This is a genomic window from Agrobacterium sp. LMR679, from assembly GCF_027157905.1.
Classification (GTDB): Bacteria; Pseudomonadota; Alphaproteobacteria; order Rhizobiales; family Rhizobiaceae; genus Agrobacterium; species Agrobacterium leguminum.
In genome coordinates this window covers 1,066,714-1,087,497 of sequence record NZ_JAPVOJ010000001.1, presented here as the reverse complement: position 1 = coordinate 1,087,497, position 20,784 = coordinate 1,066,714, and the positions used below count along the sequence as shown (strand labels likewise).

Here is a 20,784-nt window from a genome sequence, read left to right as displayed (position 1 = left end):
TCAACGATCCTTGGGATCGAGTGCATCACGCAACCCGTCACCCACAAAATTGAGCGAAAACAGGGTCAGTACGAAGAAGATCGCCGGAAATATCAGTAGCCAGGGGGCCGATTGGATATTGTTGGCACCTTCGGAAATCAGCGCGCCCCAGCTCGTAAGTGGCGCCTGCACGCCAAGACCGAGGAAGGAGAGGAAGCTTTCCAGAAGAATGACCTTGGGCACGACGACCGTGACGAACACGACGACGGGCCCGATCGTATTCGGGATGATGTGACGGCGGATGATCTGCCAGTCGCTCAAACCCAAAGCCTGTGCGGCGCCCACAAATTCCCGCCGTTTCAGGGCAAGCGTCTGGCCGCGGACGATACGCGCCATATCCAGCCATTCCACCGCACCGATGACCAGAAAGATCAGGATGAAGCTGCGGCCGAAAAAGACCACCAGAACGACCACCAGAAAGACAAAGGGCAGCGAATAGAGGATTTCGACGAAACGCATCATCACATTGTCGACACGCCCCCGATATATCCCGCAGTTGCGCCGTAAAGAACGCCGATTCCGAGCGAAACGAGGCTGGCGAGAACGCCAACGGCGATCGAGATTTGTCCACCCAGCATCACGCGAGCCAGCATGTCGCGACCGTTCGAATCCGTGCCGAAGAGGAAGTATTCGCGGTTTACGTCGCCTTCCAGCTTCAGTGTTCGCCCCTCATCTTCGGTGGCGACGACCTTCGTGTTTTCGAATTCGTTGGCGCGGTCGAAATAGCGTGTCGTGCGCGGGTCAATCGGGCTGCTGGAGGTGACGGTTGCCGTGAAGGTCTGCCCTTCGACGGAGAATTCCTTCAGCTCCACGCGCGCCCGGCTGGCAACGCCCTCCATCACGCTCTGAAGGTTGTTCACATCCGGGCGCGGCTCAAGGCTTGGAGCGACGGAGACATAGGACGAAAACACCTGATCGTAGGTGTGTGTGAGGAAATGCGGACCGATGAATGAGAAAAGCGTAATCAGCAGGAGCATGATGGAGCCCGCCGTGGCGGCTTTGTTTCGTCGGAAACGCAGCGCAGCCAGTTGGAACAGGCTTCGGCTTTTCACCAATGATTGATGGGCGGTATTCCCGGGGATATCAGTCATGTCTGACCCTCGGATCGAGCAGGCCGTAAAGAATATCGACCACGAGATTGAACACGATGACGAAAATGGCGACGAGAACAACGGTTCCCATGACCAGGGTGTAGTCACGATTGATCGCGCCAAGAACGAAGTAGCGACCGACACCCGGAATAGTGAAGATCGTCTCGATGACTGCCGAACCCGTCAGCAGAGCCGCGGCACAGGGAGCCAGATAGGAAACGACCGGAAGCATCGCCGCACGCATAGCGTGGAACACCACCACGCTGCGCGCCGGAAGGCCGTAAGCCTTGGCAGTACGGATATGGTCCATCCGCAAAGCCTCGATCATTGCACCGCGTGTCAGACGCGCGATAACCGCAAGCTGCGGTAAAGCGAGCGCGATCATTGGAAGGATGAGATACCTAAGCGATCCGTCGCCCCAGCTGCCTGCTGGCAGAAGCCCGAGCATAACGGCAAAGATAAGCGTGAGAACAGGTGCTACAACGAAGTTCGGCACGGTAACGCCGACCGTCGAAATGGACATGATCGAAAAATCGAAGGCACTGTTCTGCCTGAGCGCGGCCAGGGTGCCAGCGAGAACGCCGCCCACCAGCGCCAGCAAAAGCGCATAGCTGCCGAGTTCCAGCGAATAGGGCAGACCTTTGCCGATCAACTGCGCGACGGTATTGTCCTTGTAGATGTAGCTCGGACCGAAATCGCCGGTGACGGCATTGCCGAGATAGATGAGATACTGGCGCCACAATGGTTCGTCCAGATGATAGGTTCTCATCAGGTTTTCCATTGTCTGCGGCGGCAGGGGACGTTCAAGATTGAACGGACCGCCCGGTGCAAAACGCATCAGGAAAAACGAAATCGTGACGACGATAAACAAGGTCGGCACGGCGCTCGCCAAACGGCGCAGGATAAACGAGATCATGGTTTTTCGAGCTCCGGCATGGCACGGCGGTGTTGGCCACCGTGCCAATGCTGCTTATTCGGAAACGCTCAGGAAGCGGCTGAGGTGTTCGTTGGCAGCATTGTCTACCCAACCCTTGACGCGATTGGAAACCAGCCAAAGGTCGGCCTGCGTCAGAAGCGGGGCAACCGGCTGCTCCTTCATAAGAATGGTCTCCGCTTCATGAAGCAGCTTGGAACGTGCTGCAGGATCCTTTTCGTCGTAGGATTTTTGCAGCAGCGCATCATATTCCGCGTTGTTGAACTTGGAATAGTTGAAGGTCTTGTTGGAGGAAACTGAAAGCGCAAGGAAGTTTTCAGCATCCGCATAGTCGGCAACCCACCCGGCACGCGCGACGTTGAATTTGCCGCCTTCCTGCAGGTATCCATAGTGTGAGGCGACGTCGAGGTTCACCAGCGACACATTTGCGCCGAAGGTGTTTTTCCACATGTCCGCAATGGCTGTCGCGACGCGTTCATGGTTCGGGTTTGTGTTGTAACGGATTTCGATGGAAAGCGGCTTGCCGCCCTCACCATAACCCGCTTCCTTCATAAGTTTGAGGGCTTCGTCCTCACGATCAAGCTGCGACAGCGTGGCAAAATCAGCCTTCGCCGGCTCTCCGTAAGATTCCATACCCGGGGAACCATGGAGTAGGCTGGGATCTGAGAACCGCTATAGATTTCCTTGGCGAGGAAATCGCGGTCCACCGCCATGGACAGGGCTTGGCGAACACGGACGTCGTTATATGGGGCTTCGCGGGTATCGAAGGTGTAGTAGTAGGTCGCAAGCGTCGGCGAAACGTGAACCTGCTCGCCATAGGACGTGCGCAGACGGTCGATCTGGTCTGCAGAAAAGTTGTACGCGAGGTCCATTTCCTTTGCTTCGAAACGACGAACGGATGCAGCCTGATCGTCGATCGGGTAAAAGATAACCTTGTCGATTTTGGTGTTCGGTGCGTCCCAGAAACTGGTGTTCTTGACGACCGTAAGGCTGTCATTGGGTACATGCGTTTCGAGCTTATAGGCGCCGTTCGAGACCATGACGCCCGGTTTTACAAAGTTGGCGCCATTCTTTTCGTAGCTCGCCTTCGAGATTGGCAGAGCCGTCTGGTGAGCAAGGAGCTCAAGGAAGAAAGGGGTCGGGCGCTCGAGTGTGATTTCAAGGGTCTTGTCATCCACTGCCTTCACGCCAAGCTGGTCAACCGCAATTTCGCCCTTGTTGATCTTTTCGGCGTTCTTGATCGGGTAAAGGATATTTGCATATTTTGCTGCGGTCTTTGGGTCTTCGACGCGCTGGTAGGAGAACACAAAATCTCCGGCCGTTACCGGAGTGTCATCCGACCACTTCGCATCCGCCCGCAGTTTGAACGTGTAGACGGTACCATCGTCAGACAATGTCCAGCTTTCCGCCGTACCGGGGACGATCTTGCCGGCGGCGTCGTAAATGGTGAGACCTTCATAAAGGTCTTTCAGGATAAATTCTTCGATGTTGATCGAGGTCTGTGCCTGATCGAGCGTTTGCGGTTCGCCGGCATTGCCGCGGTGTAGAACTGTTTCTGCAAGTGCAGAACTCGCCCCAATCAGAAGCGATCCTACCAGCAGAGTGGCGCGAGTTGTTGTTTTTATGGACATCGTTTTCTCTCCCCGTGAAGATTTTGAGTCTACAAACAAGGCGATATTGCTCCGAAGCGCAACAACAATAAATTGTGAGTTGATGGGAAGCCATGACTTCAGCAGACAAAGAAAACCGCCCAGGCAGGACCTGTGACACTACAGATCGCGATAAGCCACCCCATGTGTTGATGACCTACAGCCGGTTCGAACGCCTTATTGTAAAGCGCCGTAACCTCATCGATGCTCTTTCAATGTCCGGACTGTCGACGCCTGACCTGAATACCCCCAGAGCAGAAATCGGAACCGGGGTCGATCTCTCGTGAAATACCTGCGGGATACTAATTTTATCTCCGAACGCGTGGCGTCGAAAACGGTAAGGCAGATGCAAGTGTCACTCGCTGGGCCACTATGCAAAAAGGCCCTGCGATCTCTCGCAAGGCCTTGATACTCAAGAATTCGGATGGTGGGCGTGACAGGGATTGAACCTGTGACCCCTACGATGTCAACGTAGTGCTCTCCCGCTGAGCTACACGCCCTCCGTGGCGGCGGATAGACCACAAAACCGGTTCATGCGTCAACTGCTTTTTTTCGGTTTTGTGAAGGTTTTTTGAGAGGCCTTACGCCACAAGGAGTTTGTTGACCTCATCCACCAGATCGCGCAGATGGAACGGCTTGGAAAGCACCTTGGCGTCCTTCGGAGCCTTCGAATCGGCATTCAGCGCAACGGCTGCAAAGCCGGTAATGAACATGACTTTGAGGTCCGGGTCGAGTTCGGTCGCGCGCCGCGCAAGCTCGATGCCGTCCATTTCGGGCATGACGATATCGGTCAGCAGAAGCGAAAAGGGCTCTTCGCGAAGCCGGTCATAGGCGCTGGCGCCATTGTCGAAGGAAGAAACCTTGTAACCGGCTTTTTCCAGCGCCTTGACGAGGAAGCGGCGCATATCGTTGTCGTCTTCAGCGAGAAGAATTTTCTGATTCATCATAAGTGACCGTAACTACTCAATGTTTGGAATACCCTAGCCCGATTATAGGATTTTCACGGTAAATATCCTGTGAACACGTGAATCGGTATAGCGCTGATTGGGCGATAGTATGGACTTGCCGCGCCGTAACTGGCAACATGAACGTCCTGATAGTTTTGCGACATGGTAAATGACCCTGAATGGACTGGATAACGGGTGAATATGAGCTGTTCGAAGTAACGGAACCTGCCGTTCAAACCCTGCCATTCGTCTATAATTCCCCCCATAGCGGCCGCTGCTACCCGATTTCCTTCCTGGAATCGGCAAGGCTCGATTCGCATGAGATCCGCCGCTCCGAAGATCACTTCGTCGACGAGCTGTTTGCGGCAGCACCGGAGATCGGCGCGCCGCTTCTCAAAGCGAATTTCCCGCGCGCCTATCTGGACGTCAATCGCGAGCCCTACGAACTCGATCCCCGCATGTTCGAAGGCACGCTTCCGCCTTATGCCAATATCGGCTCCATGCGGGTCGCCGGCGGTCTGGGAACAGTGCCGCGCATTGTCGCCGAGAATATGGATATCTATGCCCACCGCCTGCCGGTCGACGAGGCGCTTTCGCGGATCGAGACGATCTACAAGCCCTATCATGCCTGCCTGCGCCGCCTGCTGTCTCGCACCCACGCCAATTTCGGAATGGCGGTGCTGATCGACTGCCATTCCATGCCGGGCAATATCCGCGTCGCCGGCTCGAATCTGAGGCCCGATGTAATCATCGGCGATCGCTACGGCACCAGCGCATCCCAGGAAGTCTCCCGCGCCGCGCTGCATTTTCTTGAGGAACTGGGTTTCGTCGCGGTCTGCAACAAACCCTATGCCGGCGGCTTCATCACCGAACATTATGGCCGGCCCATCCGCTCTCTTCATGCGCTGCAGATCGAGGTCAACCGGGCGCTTTACGTGGACGAAAAGACGCTTTTGAAAAGAGCCGATTTTCCCGCCATTCAGGCGTCGCTTGAAATCTTCATGCGTCAGCTTGGCGCCTTCGTTTCCGAATACGCGATAGAAACGTCGCTCGCTGCCGAATAGCAGCGCGAATCATCCGCTATTTCAATCTTTTATCCCGGATCGTCTGGCGGCCCGCCGGACAAAAAAAACCGCGCCTTGGCGCGGTCAAGTCTAGGGAGGAAACACCCAAGGAGGGTATTTACAGTCAAAGACTGTAGGATCACGCTACGCAGTAATTGCACAATTGTCAATCATTTTATTTTATGCATATTTTTTAGGCTTATGCTGAAAATATGGAAACACCGGCACCTTCATTCGTATGAGTGGACGGCGGATGCGATTCCGGTCTATGCATTGCCCCAATAGAATTCAGACCCAATATTCAGGCAATGAGGTTTCGCATGCTGCCCGACCGGGATTTCTTCTTCAAACTTGCCGACGCCGCCAGCGCAGAAACGCTTCCCCGCTTCCGGACGGGCATTGCCGTCGCCAACAAGCAGGATGGCGGCTACGATCCGGTGACGGAAGGCGATCAGGCAGCAGAAACAGCCATTCGCGCCCTGATCGAGGCCCGCTTTCCGCAGCATGGCATTCTGGGCGAAGAACATGGCAATGTCGGTCTCGACCGCGAGCATATCTGGGTCATCGACCCGATTGACGGCACCCGCGCCTTCATTTCCGGCGTGCCGGTCTGGGGCACCCTGATCGGTTTCCAGTCGGCCGGCCGCGCCGCCATGGGCATCATGGACCAGCCCTTCACCAAAGAGCGTTATTTCGCCGATGGCGAGGCGGCATGGTATTTCGGGCCGGATGGCGAGCGGAAAATCCGCACGCGCGACTGTGCTTCGCTGTCAGACGCAGTGCTGTTCACCACAAGCCCCCACATCTTCACCGCGGAAGAAAAGCCCTTCTACGAAAAGGTGCAGGATCAGGTCCGTCTTTTCCGATACGGCGTGGATTGTTACGCCTATTGCCTGCTTGCGGCCGGGCATATCGACCTGGTGATCGAATCCGGCCTGAAGCCCTATGATGTCGGCGCGTTGATCCCTGTGATCGAGCAGGCCGGCGGCATCATGACGACCTGGGATGGCGGACGTCCGGAAAATGGCGGCCGCATTCTCGCAGCCGGCTCGAAGGCGGTGCATGAACAGGCGCTTGCCATTCTCTCAAAACTCTAAGGTAGCCCGCTTAAGCGGCCATCACTCCGGCGCGAAAAACGCGTCGATGGCCGCCAGCGCCTGCTTGCGGAAAACATCGCGCTCATGCAGCAATTCGTGGCGCGCACCGGTGATCGGAAGAAGCTGCGCTGCCCGGAAATTGCGTGAGAGTTCCTCCTGCGCCTTATAGGGCGTGATTGTATCCAGCATCGGCGCCAGAATAAGGGTCGGAATGGTGATATTCGTCAGATGGTCCTGACGGACCACCCGTCCCATGGTCTTCAGCGCCTCATAGACCCAGCGCGCCGTCGGCGCGCCGATGAAAAGTTCCGGAAACTGCCTGTGCAGCGAGAGATTTCTTGCAAAACGTCTGGGGTCGGAGGTGAGCGGATTGCCGTCGAAATCCCGCTCCCGCTGATCCTTGCCGAGCTGCACCCGTCCAAGGCCAACGAGACTTAGAGCCGTCGCCACCGCCCGAATGACGGATGAGGGGACGGATTGCTGGCTGTCCAGCTCGATGAAGGGCGAACAAAGCGCGAGACGGTCGAGCCGGTTCGACAGGCCGGGTGCGGCGGCAAGCGCTGCAAGCGCGCCGGTGGAATGCGCGATCATGAAGAATGGCAGCCGCGTATCCGGCAACACCACCTGTTCGAGAAAAAGGCTGATATCACGCTGGTAGTCGGAGAACCGCCGCACGTGCCCGGCACCCGGTTTTTTCAGCAATCTTTCGGAACCGCCCTGCCCGCGCGTATCGAAGGTCGCAACCCAGAAACCCATGGCGGTGAGATCGCCAACCGTTTCGAAATATTTCTCGATACATTCGTTCCTGCCATGCAGCAGAACCACGGTTCCGCGGGCCACCTGGCGGCTGGCGCGAAAGATCGCGTAGCGAAGCTGTTTGCCGCGATCGCCAGTAAAATATCCGACGGTATGGTTGCCGGGAACCGGGTTGTCTTCGCTCTCGCGCAATGTAGCTTCGATCATCGGTCTTTTCCGGCTTTTGTGCCTTTTCGGGATAGGTCGGCGGCGCGGGAAGGTCAAAGAAAAAATTGCCGGAACCGTCGGTTAAAGCAGTCGCGGTTCCGGCGAATAAGACAGAAGAAGAAGGGACGTTATTGCTTCTGTCCACGGAGAATGTCTCCGATGACCGATGTTTTAGGGCTCTCAAACTGAACGATGCCGGAACCTGACGTTCAGCCATGGTTCATGTTGCTTTCGCCTTTTCGCGCCCCCTTGACGCAGCGGCAGGCCATTCCCATCTCATTCATGCGGTCGCCAGAACGGGACCGCGCCACATGTCCGGCCGTCGCCAGAACGGGACGCCGGGCTTAACCGCAAACAGTCGCTTCTTAAGGAGGACACCATGCGTCACGTTGATTTTTCCCCTCTCTATCGTTCCACCGTCGGCTTCGACCGTCTTTTTTCGATGCTTGACGGCCTTGGCCAGCCGGAACAGGCCCAGTCCTATCCGCCCTACAATATCGAGCGGACCGGCGAAAATACCTATCGCATCACCATGGCCGTTGCCGGTTTCGATGAGAACGAACTCAGCATCGAATCCCGCGCCAATGCGCTGACCGTGAAAGCCGAGAAATCCGCGGACGAGAAATCCACGGAAGGCGAGTTTCTCTATCGCGGTATCGCCACGCGCGCTTTCGAACGCCGCTTCCAGCTTGCCGACCATGTCGAGGTCCAGACCGCTTCCCTGAAGAACGGCCTGCTCCACATCGATCTCGTCCGCAATATTCCGGAAGCCATGAAGCCGCGCCGCATTGCGATCTCATCCGACAGCGCCGATGCGCCGAAGACCATCGAAGCCCAGATTTCGCCGGCTCAGGTCAACTAAGCTTTTCTTGCATGCAAAACGAACGGCCCCTTCTTGGGGCCGTTTATTTGCGGAGAACCCTCGCATCAGCGGGTGGATACCGCCGCGCCTTCCGTACTGGTCGGTTCCGGCATCGCCGCTTTTTCATGGGCCTTGCGCGCGTAACGCTGAGCCAGAACAGCGCAGACCATTAGCTGAATCTGGTGGAAAAGCATGATCGGCAGGACAATTGCACCGATGCTCTGACCGGCGAAGATGGCGCCTGCCATCGGCACGCCGCTGGCGAGGCTCTTTTTCGAGCCGCAGAAGGTGATGGTGATTTCATCGGCCTTGTCGAAACCCAGCAAACGGCTGCCGAACATCGTCACGCACAGGACAAGCGCCAGCAGCAGGATATTGATGACGATGACCACGCCGATATCCCTGAGCGAAAATGTGTGCCAGATGCCTTCGATGACCGCATCGGAAAAAGCCAGATAAACGACCATCAGGATAGAGCCGCGATCGACCGGAGCCAGCAATTTCTTGCGCGCCCTGATCCAGTCGCCGATCCACGGCTGCAGCACCTGACCGACGATGAAAGGCAGAAGCAGCTGCAGGAAGATTTGCAGGAACGCATCCAGCGAAAATCCACCGCCATGGCCGCCCACCGTAAACAGCAGGCCGACCAGCAGCGGGGTCAGGAACATGCCGAAAATATTCGAAGCCGAGGCGGAACAGATCGCAGCCGGTACGTTTCCGCCCGCCATGGAGGTGAAGGCGATGGAGGACTGCACGGTGGATGGCAGGACGCAGAGGAACAACACACCCATATAAAGCGGCGCAGGCAGAATATTCTCGGGAATGAAGCCGATTGCCACGCCGAGCAGCGGGAACAGGCCGAAGGTGACGAGAAGGATCGCCAGATGCAGGCGCCAGTGCAAGATACCGGCAATCACCACATCCCGGGAAAGCCGCGCGCCGTGGAGGAAGAACAGCAAAGCGATCGCGAGTTTTGTCGCCAGCCCGAAATATTCCGCCGGCTCACCGCTGATCGGCAAAATGGAGGCCAAAATCACGGTGGCGACCAGCATCATGGTGAAGCGATCAGGTAGGAAGCGGGTCATGGGAGGTCTTTCCGGCATCGGTTTTGCTTGAAATGCGCGATACTATCGCTCATCATGAATTCCGATGCAAAGATTAACAGTTATCGCGATTCAGGATAATGCTGAACCTTCAACATCTTGCGAGCTTCGTGATGCTTCAGCAGACCGGCAGCTTCACGCTGGCGGCCGAACGGCTGGGGATTGGCCAGTCCACTGTCAGCCAGCATATTCAAAGGCTTGAGGTCGCACTTGGCCGCCGGCTGATCGCGCGCAGCACCCATCAGGTAAAACTGACGGGTGAAGGTGAGGCGCTGCTCGGTTATGCCCGCAATATGCTGGAAATCGACAGCAAGGTGTCGTCGCTGTTCAGCGAGAACCGTCTGCGCGGGCGGTTGAGGCTTGGCGTTTCGGAAGATTTCGTCGCCAGTCGGCTGACCGCCATTCTGGAAGAGTTCATCCGTCTTTATCCCCTCGTGGATCTGGAACTGACGGTTTCGCTGAGCGGCGTGCTTTACCAGATGCAGGACAATGGCGAACTGGATGTGGTGCTCGCCAAACGCCGTCTCGGCGACAAGCTCGGTCACTTTCTCTACCGCGAACCGCTCGTGTGGCTGGCGCGCGACCCGGAGCGGATGCTAAACCAGCCGGATGCCCTGCCGCTGATTGCCTTTCCGCCGCCGAGCATCACCCGAAAGGCGGCGCAGGAGGCGCTCGACCGGGCCGGTCTCGCCTGGCGGATCGTCTGTACCTGCGGCAGCCTCAGCGGGCTGACCGCCGCAGCAAGGGCGGGCATGGGAATTCTGGTGCAGCCGCGCAGCATGGCACCGGCAGGCCTGAAGGAGATTGCCGCAGGCGTGCTACCGCCGCTGGAGGACGTGGAATTCGTGCTTCAGCCGAGCAAGGGCGCGGATGCAAAGCTGGTGCGCGCCCTTTCCGATCTCGTTTCCAGCAAGAGCATCGCACCCGGCAGTTTCGTATAGCCTGTTCAATTCTCCCGTCGCGACAGGCAGCGGCCGACGCTGTCGCGCCAGCCGGCAATGGCATCTTTCCGTTCGGCCTCTTCCATTGCGGGGCTGAAACGGCGGTCACGCCGCCAATGTTCAGCAAAGGCCTTGCGGTCCGGCCAGATGCCGGCGCGCGAGGCGGCAAGCCAGGCCGCCCCGAGAATGGTCGTTTCCAGGAAGACCGGCCGGTCGACGGGTGCCGCAAGAATATCCGCCAGCCGCTGCATGGTCCAATCGGAAGCGACCATGCCGCCATCGACCCTCAACACCGTCTTGCCATTGTCACCCGCCCAATCCTTGCGCATGGCGTCCAGCAGGTCGAAGGTCTGATAGGCGACGCTTTCCAGCGCCGCGCGGGCAAATTCCGCCGGACCGGTGCCACGCGTCAGCCCGAAAATCGCGCCACGCGCCTCCGCGTCCCAATATGGTGCGCCAAGGCCGGTGAAGGCCGGAACCAGATAGACACGCTGATTGGCGTCGGCCTTTTCCGCAAGCGCGCTGACCTCGGAAGCGACCGAGATGAAACCGAGCTCATCGCGCAGCCATTGCACGGCGGCACCGGCAATGAAGATCGAGCCTTCCAGCGCATAGGTGGTTACGCCGTCGAGGCGGTAAGCGATGGTCGTCAGCAGCCGGTTGGTGGAAGCGACGCGATCCGTGCCGGTGTTGAGCAGCGCAAAGCAGCCCGTGCCGTAGGTGGATTTCATCATGCCCGGCTCGAAGCAGGCATTGCCGATCACGGCTGCCTGCTGATCGCCGGCGACGCCAAGGATCGGAATCTCCGCCCCCAGCAGCGACTTGTCGGTCACACCGAAATCGGCGGCGCAATCCAGCACCTCCGGCAGCATGGCGCGGGGAATGTCGAGGATCGACAGGAGTTCATCGTCCCATGTATTTTCCTCGATATTGTAGATCAGCGTTCGCGATGCATTGGTGGCGTCGGTCACATGGCGGCGGCCGCCGGTGAGACGGTAGATCAGGAAACTATCGACCGTGCCGAAGCAGATTTCTCCCTTCACAGCTTTTTCGCGAAGGCCGCTGACACTATCGAGAAGCCATTTCAGCTTCGTGCCGGAAAAATAAGGATCGAGCAGCAGACCGGTCTTTTTCGAAAAAAGCGGCTCCAGCCCCCTTCGTTTCAAATCCTCGCAGACGGGAGCGGCACGACGATCCTGCCAGACCACCGCCCGATGCACGGCCTCGCCCGTGTTCCGGTCCCACAGTACCGTCGTTTCGCGCTGGTTGGTAATGCCGATCGCCTCGATATCGGAGGCGGCGATGCCGGCATCGGCAAGCGCCAGCCGGATGGTTTCAAGCACGCTTTTCCAGATATCCTCTGCATCGTGTTCGACCCAGCCGGAGGCCGGAAAATGCTGCGGAAATTCTCGCTGTCCGACACCGATGACCCGCATGTCGCGATCAAAGACCATCGACCGTGTCGATGTCGTTCCCTGATCGATCGCCAGAATATAACCGCCCATCATGCCACTCCCTTTCAGACGCAATGACCGGGGCGGCAAGCCGCCCCGGTTTCATATTTTACGCAGACATTACTTCTGCCAGCTTTTGACCAGTTCGTCGTAATTGACGGTGACCGGCTTTTCCTTTTCGTTGGCAATCTTCAGCTGCGGCGCCAGATTGCCCTTCGAAACGGCATCCTTGTTCCAGTATTCGATATCGTGCTCTTCCGCCAGTTTCGGGCCGATATCGCCCTGCACGCCGGCGCGTTCCAGACGGCTCATGACCTTTTCCTGCTCGGCGCAGAGAGAGTCCATCGCGGCTTGCGCGGTTTTCGCGCCCGACGAAGCATCGCCGATCGCCTGCCACCACAGCTGCGCCAGCTTCGGATAATCCGGAACGTTGGTGCCGGTCGGCGACCATTGCACGCGGGCCGGCGAACGATAGAACTCGATGAGACCGCCGAGTTTGGACGCGCGATCCGTGAAGCTCTTGTGGTGGATGGTGGTGTCGCGAATGAAGGTCAGGCCCACGTGGCTCTTCTTCACATCCACGGTCTTGGAGGTCACGAACTGCGCATAAAGCCAGGCGGCCTTGGCGCGGTCGTCGGGGGTGGATTTCATCAGCGTCCACGAACCCACATCCTGATAACCGAGCTTCATGCCGTCCTTCCAGTAGACACCATGAGGCGAAGGTGCGACACGCCATTTCGGCGAACCGTCCTCGTTCACGACAGGCAGGCCGGGCTTGGCCATATCTGCGGTAAACGCCGTGTACCAGAAGATCTGCTGGGCGATATTGCCCTGCGCCGGCACCGGGCCGGATTCGGAGAAGGTCATGCCCTGCGCTTCCGGCGGCGCATATTTCTTCAGCCATTCGAGATATTTCTCGATGGAATAGACCGAAGCCGGACCGTTGGTATCGCCGCCGCGCGCCACGCAGGAGCCGACCGGCTGCGACTTGTCGTTGACCTTGATGCCCCATTCGTCGACCGGCAGACCGTTCGGCAGGCCCTTGTCGCCGTTGCCGGCCATGGAGAGCCAGGCATCGGTGAAGCGCCAGCCGAGCGACGGATCCTTCTTGCCGTAATCCATATGGCCGAAGACCTTCTTGCCGTCGACATCGCGGCCGGTGAAGAATTCGGCAATATCCTCATAGGCCGACCAGTTGACCGGCACGCCGAGGTCATAACCGTATTTGGCCTTGAAATCGGCCTTGTTCTTTTCGTTGTTGAACCAGTCGTAACGGAACCAGTAGAGGTTCGCGAATTGCTGGTCGGGAAGCTGGTAGAGCTTCTTGTCCGGCGCCGTCGTAAAGGCGCTGCCGATGAAGTCCTTGAGGTCGAGGCCGGGATTGGTGACGTCCTTGCCTTCATTGGCCATGAAGTCGGTCAGGTTGCGCACCTGCTGGTAGCGCCAATGCGTTCCGATGAGGTCGCTATCGTTGACCCAGCCGTCATAAAGGTTCTGGCCGGTCTGCATCTGGGTCTGGATTTTTTCGACGACGTCGCCTTCCTGGATCAGGTCGTGCGTGACCTTGATGCCGGTAATGGCGGTGAAGGCCGGAGCCAGAACCTTGGATTCATATTCATGGGTCGTCAGAGATTCGGAAACGACCTTGATTTCCATGCCCGCGAAGGGTTTCGCGGCATCGACAAACCATTGCAGCTCCTTTTCCTGATCGCCACGCGAAAGCGACGAAAGATCGCCGATTTCCTTGTCCAGAAACTGCTTTGCTTCCTCCATTCCGGCGAAAGCGGAACCCGTCATTGCCAGCAGCATGGCCGCCGTCGTCGTCATCAGATGCCGTCGCATATCAGTCCTCCCAGGGGTTTGCGATTGCATGAAGTCTGCGGGTGCGGTTTTCCTCCGCCGCACCGTTTTCCTGCTCTAGACAAAACGGAAAACGCCGATGGCGTAAACCAAGGATAGAGCGAGAGCCCACCACAGGTTCGGGCCGACCAGCCCGAGCCATGCGAGATGAATGAAGGCGCTGCCGAGCAGCGAGATGAACAGCCTGTCACCGCGCGTGGTCTCGAAGCGCAAAAGGCCGAAGCGGGGATTGCCGCCGGGCGAAAGATATTCCCAGAACCACATGCCGACGAGCAGCAGCGCGATGGCGCCGAAAAAGGCCGCCGTCTGCCAAGTCCACGCCATCCAGGTAAAATCGGGCATCTTCGTCATGGTCAAACCCTCCCGAGCGCGAAGCCCTTGGCGATGTAATTGCGCACGAACCAGATCACCAGCGCGCCGGGGATCAGTGTCAGCACGCCGGCGGCGGCAAGCAGGCCCCAGTCCATGCCGGCGGCGGAAACGGTGCGCGTCATGGTCGCGGCAATCGGCTTGGCGTCCGTCGTCGTCAGCGTGCGGGCGATCAGAAGCTCGACCCACGAGAACATGAAGCTGAAGAAGCAGGCGACGCCGATGCCGGAAGCGATGAGCGGCATGAAAATCTTCACGAAGAATTTCGGGAAGGAGTAGCCGTCAATATAGGCGGTCTCGTCGATTTCCTTCGGCACGCCGGACATGAAGCCTTCGAGAATCCACACCGCCAGCGGCACGTTGAACAGGCAATGCGCCAGCGCCACGGCGATATGCGTGTCGATCAGCCCGAAAGCCGAATAAAGCTGGAAGAAGGGCAGCGCGAAAACGGCGGGCGGCGCCATGCGGTTGGTCAAAAGCCAGAAGAACAGATGCTTGTCACCCAGAAAACGATAGCGCGAGAAAGCGTAGGCCGCCGGCAGCGCCGCTGCAACCGAAATCACCATGTTCATCACGACATAGATGATCGAATTGATATAGCCCGAATACCAGGATGAATCGGTGAAGATCGTCCGGTAGTTCTGCAACGTCGGCTGATGCGGATAAAGCGTCATGGAGGAGACGATTTCCGTGTTCGTCTTGAAGCTCATATTGACGAGCCAGTAGATCGGAACAAGCAGCAGCAGGATGTAGATCGTCGGCACCAGCCAGGAAAAACGCGACGGCCCATGGTGGCGACGCCGCGCATTGACGGCAAGCCCGGATCGTCCCGTCGCAGTGGCTCTCACCGGCGAACTGCCGATGCCGTTGCGCTCCACGCTTGTGGTGACATTCGAGGCGCTCATGTCTCAAGTCTCCGCGTCGTGGCTGGTCATGACGGTGTAGAACACCCAGGACAGCAGCAGGATGATGAGGAAGTAGATCAGCGACATGGCCGCAGCCGGCCCGAGATCGAACTGGCCGAGCGCCATCTTCACGAGATCGATGGACAGGAAGGTGGTGGAATTGCCCGGGCCGCCGCCGGTGACGACGAAAGGCTCGGTATAGATCATGAAACTGTCCATGAAGCGCAGCAAGAAAGCGATCAGCAGCACCCGCTTCATCTTCGGGAGCTGGATGTAACGGAACACCGCAAAACGCGACGCGCCATCGATCCTGGCTGCCTGATAATAGGCATCGGGAATGGAAACGAGGCTGGCATAGCACAGAAGCACGACAAGGCTCGTCCAGTGCCAGACATCCATGATGACGACGGTGATCCACGCATCGACCGGATCGTTGACATAGTTATAATCGAGCCCGAGCTGATTGGCGTAATAACCGAGCAGGCCGATATCGCTGCGGCCGAAAACCTGCCAGATGGTGCCCACGACATTCCACGGCACCAGCAGCGGCAACGCCATGGTGACGAGGCAGATCGGCACGCCGATGCCGGATTTCGGCATCTTGAGCGCGATGAAGATACCAAGCGGAATTTCTATCGCCAGAATGATGCCGGAGAACAGCAGGTTGCGCCCCAGCGCATCCCAGAAACGGTCCGAGGCCAGAATTTCCTCGAACCATTGTGTTCCCGCCCAGAAGAACTGGTTATTGCCGAACGTATCCTGCACGGAATAGTTCACGACGGTCATCAGCGGAATGACGGCGGAAAAGGCGACCAGCACCAGCACCGGCAGCACCATGAACCACGCCTTGTTGTTCCAGCTCTTTTCCATGGTCAGGCCCCCATCTTTACACGCCACGAGTCGGCGAAGACGCCGATGGCGGCCGGATCGAAGCGAACACCCGCTTCCGCCGGGATTTCCTCGTCTTCGGCAACGACGATCGCGAGTTTCTGGCCGGCGAACCGGGCGCGCACGATCTTCTGCCGGCCGATATCCTCGACCTTGTCGACAGTGATGGGCATGCCGCCCCGTTCCAGCCGGACGAATTCCGGGCGGATGCCGATCTCGATGCGTTGCGCTCCGTCAACCTTTGGCGCACCGGCCAGCGGCACACCAAGCCCGCCGACCATTGCGGTCGCGCCGTCGATACTGGCGGGCAGCACGTTCATGCCGGGCGAGCCGATGAAATAACCGACAAAGGTATGTCCCGGCCGTTCGAAAAGCTCAGCCGGCGTGCCGATCTGGACGATCTGCCCGTCATACATGACCACAACCTTGTCGGCGAAGGTCAGCGCTTCGGTCTGGTCATGGGTGACATAAACCATGGTGAAACCGGACTGCCGGTGCAGCCGTTTCAGCTGCGAGCGCAGCACCCATTTCATATGCGGGTCGATCACCGTCAGCGGCTCGTCGAAGAGGATGGCGTTGACATCGGACCGCACCAGCCCGCGCGCCAGCGAAATCTTCTGTTTCTGATCCGCCGTCAGACCACGCGCATGGCGTTTGGCCATGCCGGAAAGATCGGTCATTTCGAGGATTTCCCGCACCCGACGGTCCACCTCGGCTTCCGGCACATGCCGGTTGCGCAGCGGAAAGGCCAGATTGTCATAGACCGTCATCGTGTCGTAGACGACCGGGAACTGGAATACCTGCGCAATATTGCGGTCTTCAGTGGCGAAATCCGTGACGTCCGTTCCGTCAAAGGCGATGCGGCCTTCGGAGGGGCGCAGCAGCCCGGAAATGATGTTGAGCAGCGTGGTCTTGCCACAGCCTGAAGGGCCGAGCAGCGCATAGGCGCCGCCGTCCTCCCATTCATGATGGACTTCCTTCAGCGCATAGTCGCCGGCAGCCTGCGCCTTTGCGTTATAGGCGTGGCGGATGTGATCGAGCGTGATGCGTGCCATGACCGATCTCCCTCAAGCCGCTTCGCCGATGGCGCGGCCATTCGCGTCAAAGGCCATCAGGTGTTTAGTATCGAGAAACAGCTCTATGTCCCTGTCCGGCTCGATGTCATGAATGCCATGCGCCAGCATGACCCAGCGCCGGCCCGAAAACTCCACATGCACGAAGCTTTCCGATCCGGCGATTTCCGAAATCAGCGTCCGCGCCCGGATCGACTGGCGGGCCTCGCCCTTCGCCTGCGGGAAAAGATGATGCGGCTGGAAAGCTATGGTCAAAGGTCCATCCGGCACGGCGGCAAGATGCGCCGGCACCGCAATCACCGCCTGGTCGGCACGGGTGAATGCACCGCCCGTCTTGACGACCTCGATGGTGTTGAGCGGCGGGTCCGCAAAAATTTCCGCGGTGACGATATCCACCGGACGCCGGTAAACCTCGATGGTACGGCTGAACTGCGTTACCCTGCCCTCATTGAGCGTTGCGGTATTGCCGCCCAAAAGCAGCGCCTCGGAAGGTTCGGTGGTGGCATAAACGAAGATGGCACCGGATTCGGCGAAAATGCGCGGCAGTTCCTCGCGCAGCTCTTCGCGCAGCTTGTAATCGAGATTGGCCAGCGGCTCATCGAGCAGCACCAGATTGGCGTTCTTGACGATGGCGCGGGCGAGTGCCGTGCGCTGCTGCTGACCGCCGGAAAGATTGAGCGGCGTACGGTCGAGATAGGGCGTCAGCTTCAAAAGCTCAGCGGCTTTCCTCACTTCCCTGTCGATGGTCGCCTGGTCCTTGCCGGCAACACGCATGGGCGAGGCGATGTTTTCGTAAACGCTGAGCGCCGGATAGTTGATGAACTGCTGATAGACCATGGCGACGTTGCGCTTCTGCACCGGCCATCCCGTCACATCTTCGCCATTGAAAAAGATCGAGCCGGCGCTCGGCTTGTCCAGCCCGGCCATCAGCCGCATCAGCGTCGTCTTGCCCGAAAGTGTCGGTCCAAGCAGGACGTTCAGGCTTCCGCGCTGCAACGTCAGATCGGTCGGGTGAATATGATATTCACCGCCCACCATCTTAGAGACGTTTCGCAATTCAAGCATGGTGATCCAAAGCCTCCTCCGCTTTTATCCGGATCGTCAGATTGCCCTTAAGCGCCCACCTGCAATGTCTTCGACATAATCCTCCAGCCCACGCACCTCTTCCGGGGTAAAAAAGAGTCCCTGCTTGGTGCGGCGCCACAGAATATCCTCCGCCGTCAGCGCCCACTCCCGCGCCATCAGCCAGCGAACCTCAGCCTCGTAGAGCGTACCGCCGAAATACCGCCCCAGCGCCGCCGCCTCTGTCGCATTGCCGATCAGCACCGCCGCATCCGTTCCGTAGCAGCGCACAAGCCGCTCCGCATAACGCTCTTCAAGAAAGGGGTAACGCGACCGCAGCGCCGAAACTTCCGCGGTGTAGGCCTCGGCACCGAAATTTCCACCCGGCAAATGTGAGCCCGCCGTCCATGGCGCGCCCTTTTCACCCAGCGCATCGCCGATTTTTTCAAGAGCGTGTTCGGCAAGCCGCCGATAGGTGGTGAGCTTGCCGCCGAAAATATTGAGAAGCGGCGCTTCGCCTTCCGCCCCTTCGGTTTTCAGCACATAATCGCGGGTCGCTTCCTGCGCCTTCGATGCCCCGTCATCGAACAGCGGGCGCACGCCGGAGTAGGTCCAGACGATATCCGCCGGCTCCACCGGTTCAGCGAAATATTCGCTCGCCGCACTGCAAAGATAGCTGATCTCCTCGTCGCTGATCTTAACAGCCCGGGGGTCGGCGGTATAGTCGCGATCCGTCGTGCCGATCAGCGTAAAGTCCTGTTCATAGGGAATGGCGAAGATGATCCGCCCGTCCGGATTCTGGAAAAAATAAGCACGCGGATCGGAAAATTTCCTGCGTACGATGATGTGGCTGCCCTGCACCAGGCGGACATTATGGACATTGTTTTTGCCGAATGCCGAGGACAGCACCTTGTCCACCCAGGGACCCGCAGCATTCACCAGCATGCGCGCCCGATAAGTCTTGGCCTCTCCGGCGGCATTTTTCGTTTCGACCCGCCAGAAGGCGCCTTCGCGCCGGGCTGAAACCACCTGCGTGCGGTTGAGGATGAGCGCGCCACGATTGGCGGCGTCGCGGGCATTCAGCACCACCAGGCGGGCATCGTCCACCCAGCCATCCGAATACTCGAAGGCACGGGCAAAAATCGGTTTCAAAGGTTTCCCGGCGGGATCGCGGCGCAGATCGAGCGAGCGGGTCGCGGGCAGAAGCTTGCGGCCGCCGAGATGGTCGTAAAGAAATAGCCCGAGACGCACGAGCCAGGCCGGGCGAACCCCGCCCTTCTGGAACGGCAATACGAAGCGCATGGGCCAGATGATGTGCGGCGCCATGGCCCACAGCACCTCACGTTCCATCAGCGCTTCGCGCACCAGACGAAACTCGTAATGTTCGAGATAACGCAAACCGCCATGGATAAGCTTGGTGGCGGCGGACGAGGTGCCGGAAGCGAAATCGTTCATTTCCGCAAGTGCGACGGAATAGCCCCTGCCGACGGCGTCACGCGCGATGCCGCAGCCATTGATACCGCCGCCGATCACGAAAATATCGTGGATTGCCTCGTCAGACATGGATCCTCCCGCGCTTTCATCGACGCTCTCCTCATCGATATACTGAAAGCACGGACATCTAATTCGAAGACAAAACGAATGTCAAACGAAATTCATGGGCCGTCCCGATCAGGACTAGACCATCTCGGTTTCGATCAACCGGACGTCATGATCGGCACAGATGGACCGGATAGAATCCACCGGACAATGATCGGTGATGAAAGTATGCACCTGGGAAAGATGGCCGATACGAACCGGAGCCGTGCGCTCGAATTTGAGCGAATCCGACACCAGAATGACATGGCGCGCATTGGAGATGATTGCCTGCGCGACCTTGACCTCACGAAAGTCGAAATCCAGCAAAGCACCATCCTCATCGATGGCCGAAACGCCGATGACGGCAAAATCCACCTTGAACTGGCGGATGAAATCCACCGCCGCCTCGCCGACGATACCGCCATCGGAACCGCGCACGACACCGCCGGCAATCACCACCTCGATACCGGGAAAGACCCTCAACCTGTTGGCAACATTGATGTTGTTGGTAATGACCATCAACTCGTGATGATCCGCCAGCGCTTCGCCCACGGCTTCGGTCGTCGTGCCGATATTGATGAAGAGTGACGAGTTGTTGGGGATGAGGGCGGCAGCGGCGGCGCCGATCGCCTGCTTTTCGGAAGAGGCGATCGCCCGACGCGCCTCGTATTTGACGTTTTCATTGCCGCTTGGAAAAAGCGCGCCGCCGTGGATGCGGGTCAGAACCCGCGTATCGCAGAGATCGTTCAGGTCCTTGCGGATCGTCTGGGGAGTGACTGAGAACCGCGCCGCCAGCTCGTCGACCAGCACCCGCCCGTTCGCTTTCGCCAGCGCAACGATTTCATCCTGACGCGGTGTGAGCAGCATTTCACCCTCCCTCCTCTTTCAATTTTTTCGTTTTATTG

17 protein-coding genes, 1 tRNA gene and 2 pseudogenes are annotated in these 20,784 nt (G+C 58.5%); 4 read left to right on the top strand and 16 right to left on the bottom strand.

Going from position 1 to position 20,784, the window contains the following annotated elements:
• From O3W47_RS05025 to cpdR, 5 genes and pseudogenes are all read right to left on the bottom strand, one after another.
• Positions 1-1,130, bottom strand: a pseudogene (locus O3W47_RS05025) (ABC transporter permease).
• Positions 1,123-2,046, bottom strand: coding sequence for an oligopeptide ABC transporter permease OppB (gene oppB / locus O3W47_RS05020; protein ID WP_080819678.1), 924 nt, complete (start codon positions 2,044-2,046; stop codon positions 1,123-1,125). The pseudogene O3W47_RS05025 and the gene oppB overlap by 8 nt, the downstream one beginning before the upstream one ends.
• A gap of 54 nt (positions 2,047-2,100) precedes the next feature.
• Positions 2,101-3,695, bottom strand: a pseudogene (locus O3W47_RS05015) (peptide ABC transporter substrate-binding protein).
• Positions 3,696-4,138: 443 nt separating this feature from the next.
• Positions 4,139-4,213, bottom strand: a tRNA-Val gene (locus tag O3W47_RS05005).
• 81 nt (positions 4,214-4,294) lie between these two features.
• Entirely contained in the window at positions 4,295-4,657 is a 363-nt protein-coding gene (gene cpdR / locus O3W47_RS05000) for a cell cycle two-component system response regulator CpdR (protein ID WP_003497910.1), read from the bottom strand.
• A gap of 182 nt (positions 4,658-4,839) precedes the next feature.
• Between cpdR and O3W47_RS04995 the strand changes: the two genes are divergently transcribed.
• Both O3W47_RS04995 and hisN read left to right on the top strand, forming a co-directional pair.
• Positions 4,840-5,724 carry an N-formylglutamate amidohydrolase gene (locus tag O3W47_RS04995; RefSeq protein WP_269313131.1) on the top strand — a complete coding sequence of 295 codons (885 nt, stop codon included), beginning with the start codon at positions 4,840-4,842 and terminating at the stop codon, positions 5,722-5,724.
• A 320-nt stretch (positions 5,725-6,044) separates the two neighbouring features.
• Positions 6,045-6,821, top strand: a complete 777-nt coding sequence (gene hisN / locus O3W47_RS04990; RefSeq protein WP_269313130.1) for a histidinol-phosphatase — start codon at positions 6,045-6,047, stop codon at positions 6,819-6,821.
• A gap of 21 nt (positions 6,822-6,842) precedes the next feature.
• Here the strand turns inward: hisN and O3W47_RS04985 are convergent, their stop codons facing one another.
• Positions 6,843-7,784, bottom strand: coding sequence for an alpha/beta fold hydrolase (locus tag O3W47_RS04985; protein ID WP_269313129.1), 942 nt, complete (start codon positions 7,782-7,784; stop codon positions 6,843-6,845).
• Positions 7,785-8,163: 379 nt separating this feature from the next.
• Between O3W47_RS04985 and hspL the strand changes: the two genes are divergently transcribed.
• Positions 8,164-8,646, top strand: coding sequence for a heat shock protein HspL (gene hspL / locus O3W47_RS04980; protein WP_003519731.1), 483 nt, complete (start codon positions 8,164-8,166; stop codon positions 8,644-8,646).
• A 65-nt stretch (positions 8,647-8,711) separates the two neighbouring features.
• Here hspL and O3W47_RS04975 read toward each other — a convergent pair whose 3' ends face one another.
• Positions 8,712-9,731, bottom strand: a complete 1,020-nt coding sequence (locus O3W47_RS04975; RefSeq protein WP_135396928.1) for a bile acid:sodium symporter family protein — start codon at positions 9,729-9,731, stop codon at positions 8,712-8,714.
• Between the two features lie 98 nt (positions 9,732-9,829).
• On the opposite strand from O3W47_RS04975, the gene O3W47_RS04970 reads away from it, so the two are divergent.
• Positions 9,830-10,690 carry a LysR family transcriptional regulator gene (locus O3W47_RS04970; RefSeq protein ID WP_127755425.1) on the top strand — a complete coding sequence of 287 codons (861 nt, stop codon included), beginning with the start codon at positions 9,830-9,832 and terminating at the stop codon, positions 10,688-10,690.
• Positions 10,691-10,695: 5 nt separating this feature from the next.
• Here O3W47_RS04970 and glpK read toward each other — a convergent pair whose 3' ends face one another.
• The 9 genes from glpK to O3W47_RS04925 form a co-directional block, all read right to left on the bottom strand.
• The gene (gene glpK / locus O3W47_RS04965; RefSeq protein ID WP_031233556.1) at positions 10,696-12,195 is read right to left on the bottom strand and encodes a glycerol kinase GlpK; all 1,500 of its coding nucleotides are present in this window, start codon (positions 12,193-12,195) and stop codon (positions 10,696-10,698) included.
• A gap of 69 nt (positions 12,196-12,264) precedes the next feature.
• Positions 12,265-13,986 carry an ABC transporter substrate-binding protein gene (locus O3W47_RS04960; RefSeq protein WP_003519735.1) on the bottom strand — a complete coding sequence of 574 codons (1,722 nt, stop codon included), beginning with the start codon at positions 13,984-13,986 and terminating at the stop codon, positions 12,265-12,267.
• A 75-nt stretch (positions 13,987-14,061) separates the two neighbouring features.
• Positions 14,062-14,355, bottom strand: a complete 294-nt coding sequence (locus tag O3W47_RS04955) for a DUF2160 domain-containing protein (protein ID WP_003519736.1) — start codon at positions 14,353-14,355, stop codon at positions 14,062-14,064.
• Positions 14,356-14,357: 2 nt separating this feature from the next.
• Positions 14,358-15,278 (bottom strand): carbohydrate ABC transporter permease, encoded by a 921-nt coding sequence (locus tag O3W47_RS04950; RefSeq protein WP_003519737.1) that lies wholly within the window; start codon positions 15,276-15,278, stop codon positions 14,358-14,360.
• A 3-nt stretch (positions 15,279-15,281) separates the two neighbouring features.
• Positions 15,282-16,148: a carbohydrate ABC transporter permease gene (locus O3W47_RS04945; protein ID WP_003519739.1), complete on the bottom strand. Its 867-nt coding sequence runs from the start codon at positions 16,146-16,148 to the stop codon at positions 15,282-15,284.
• A gap of 2 nt (positions 16,149-16,150) precedes the next feature.
• Entirely contained in the window at positions 16,151-17,221 is a 1,071-nt protein-coding gene (locus O3W47_RS04940; protein WP_059758107.1) for an ABC transporter ATP-binding protein, read from the bottom strand.
• Between the two features lie 12 nt (positions 17,222-17,233).
• Entirely contained in the window at positions 17,234-18,304 is a 1,071-nt protein-coding gene (locus O3W47_RS04935) for an ABC transporter ATP-binding protein (protein ID WP_080819687.1), read from the bottom strand.
• Positions 18,305-18,340: 36 nt separating this feature from the next.
• Entirely contained in the window at positions 18,341-19,864 is a 1,524-nt protein-coding gene (locus O3W47_RS04930) for a glycerol-3-phosphate dehydrogenase (protein WP_269313128.1), read from the bottom strand.
• Positions 19,865-19,978: 114 nt separating this feature from the next.
• The gene (locus tag O3W47_RS04925) at positions 19,979-20,746 is read right to left on the bottom strand and encodes a DeoR/GlpR family DNA-binding transcription regulator (protein ID WP_137453516.1); all 768 of its coding nucleotides are present in this window, start codon (positions 20,744-20,746) and stop codon (positions 19,979-19,981) included.
• Positions 20,747-20,784: the final 38 nt, after the last annotated feature.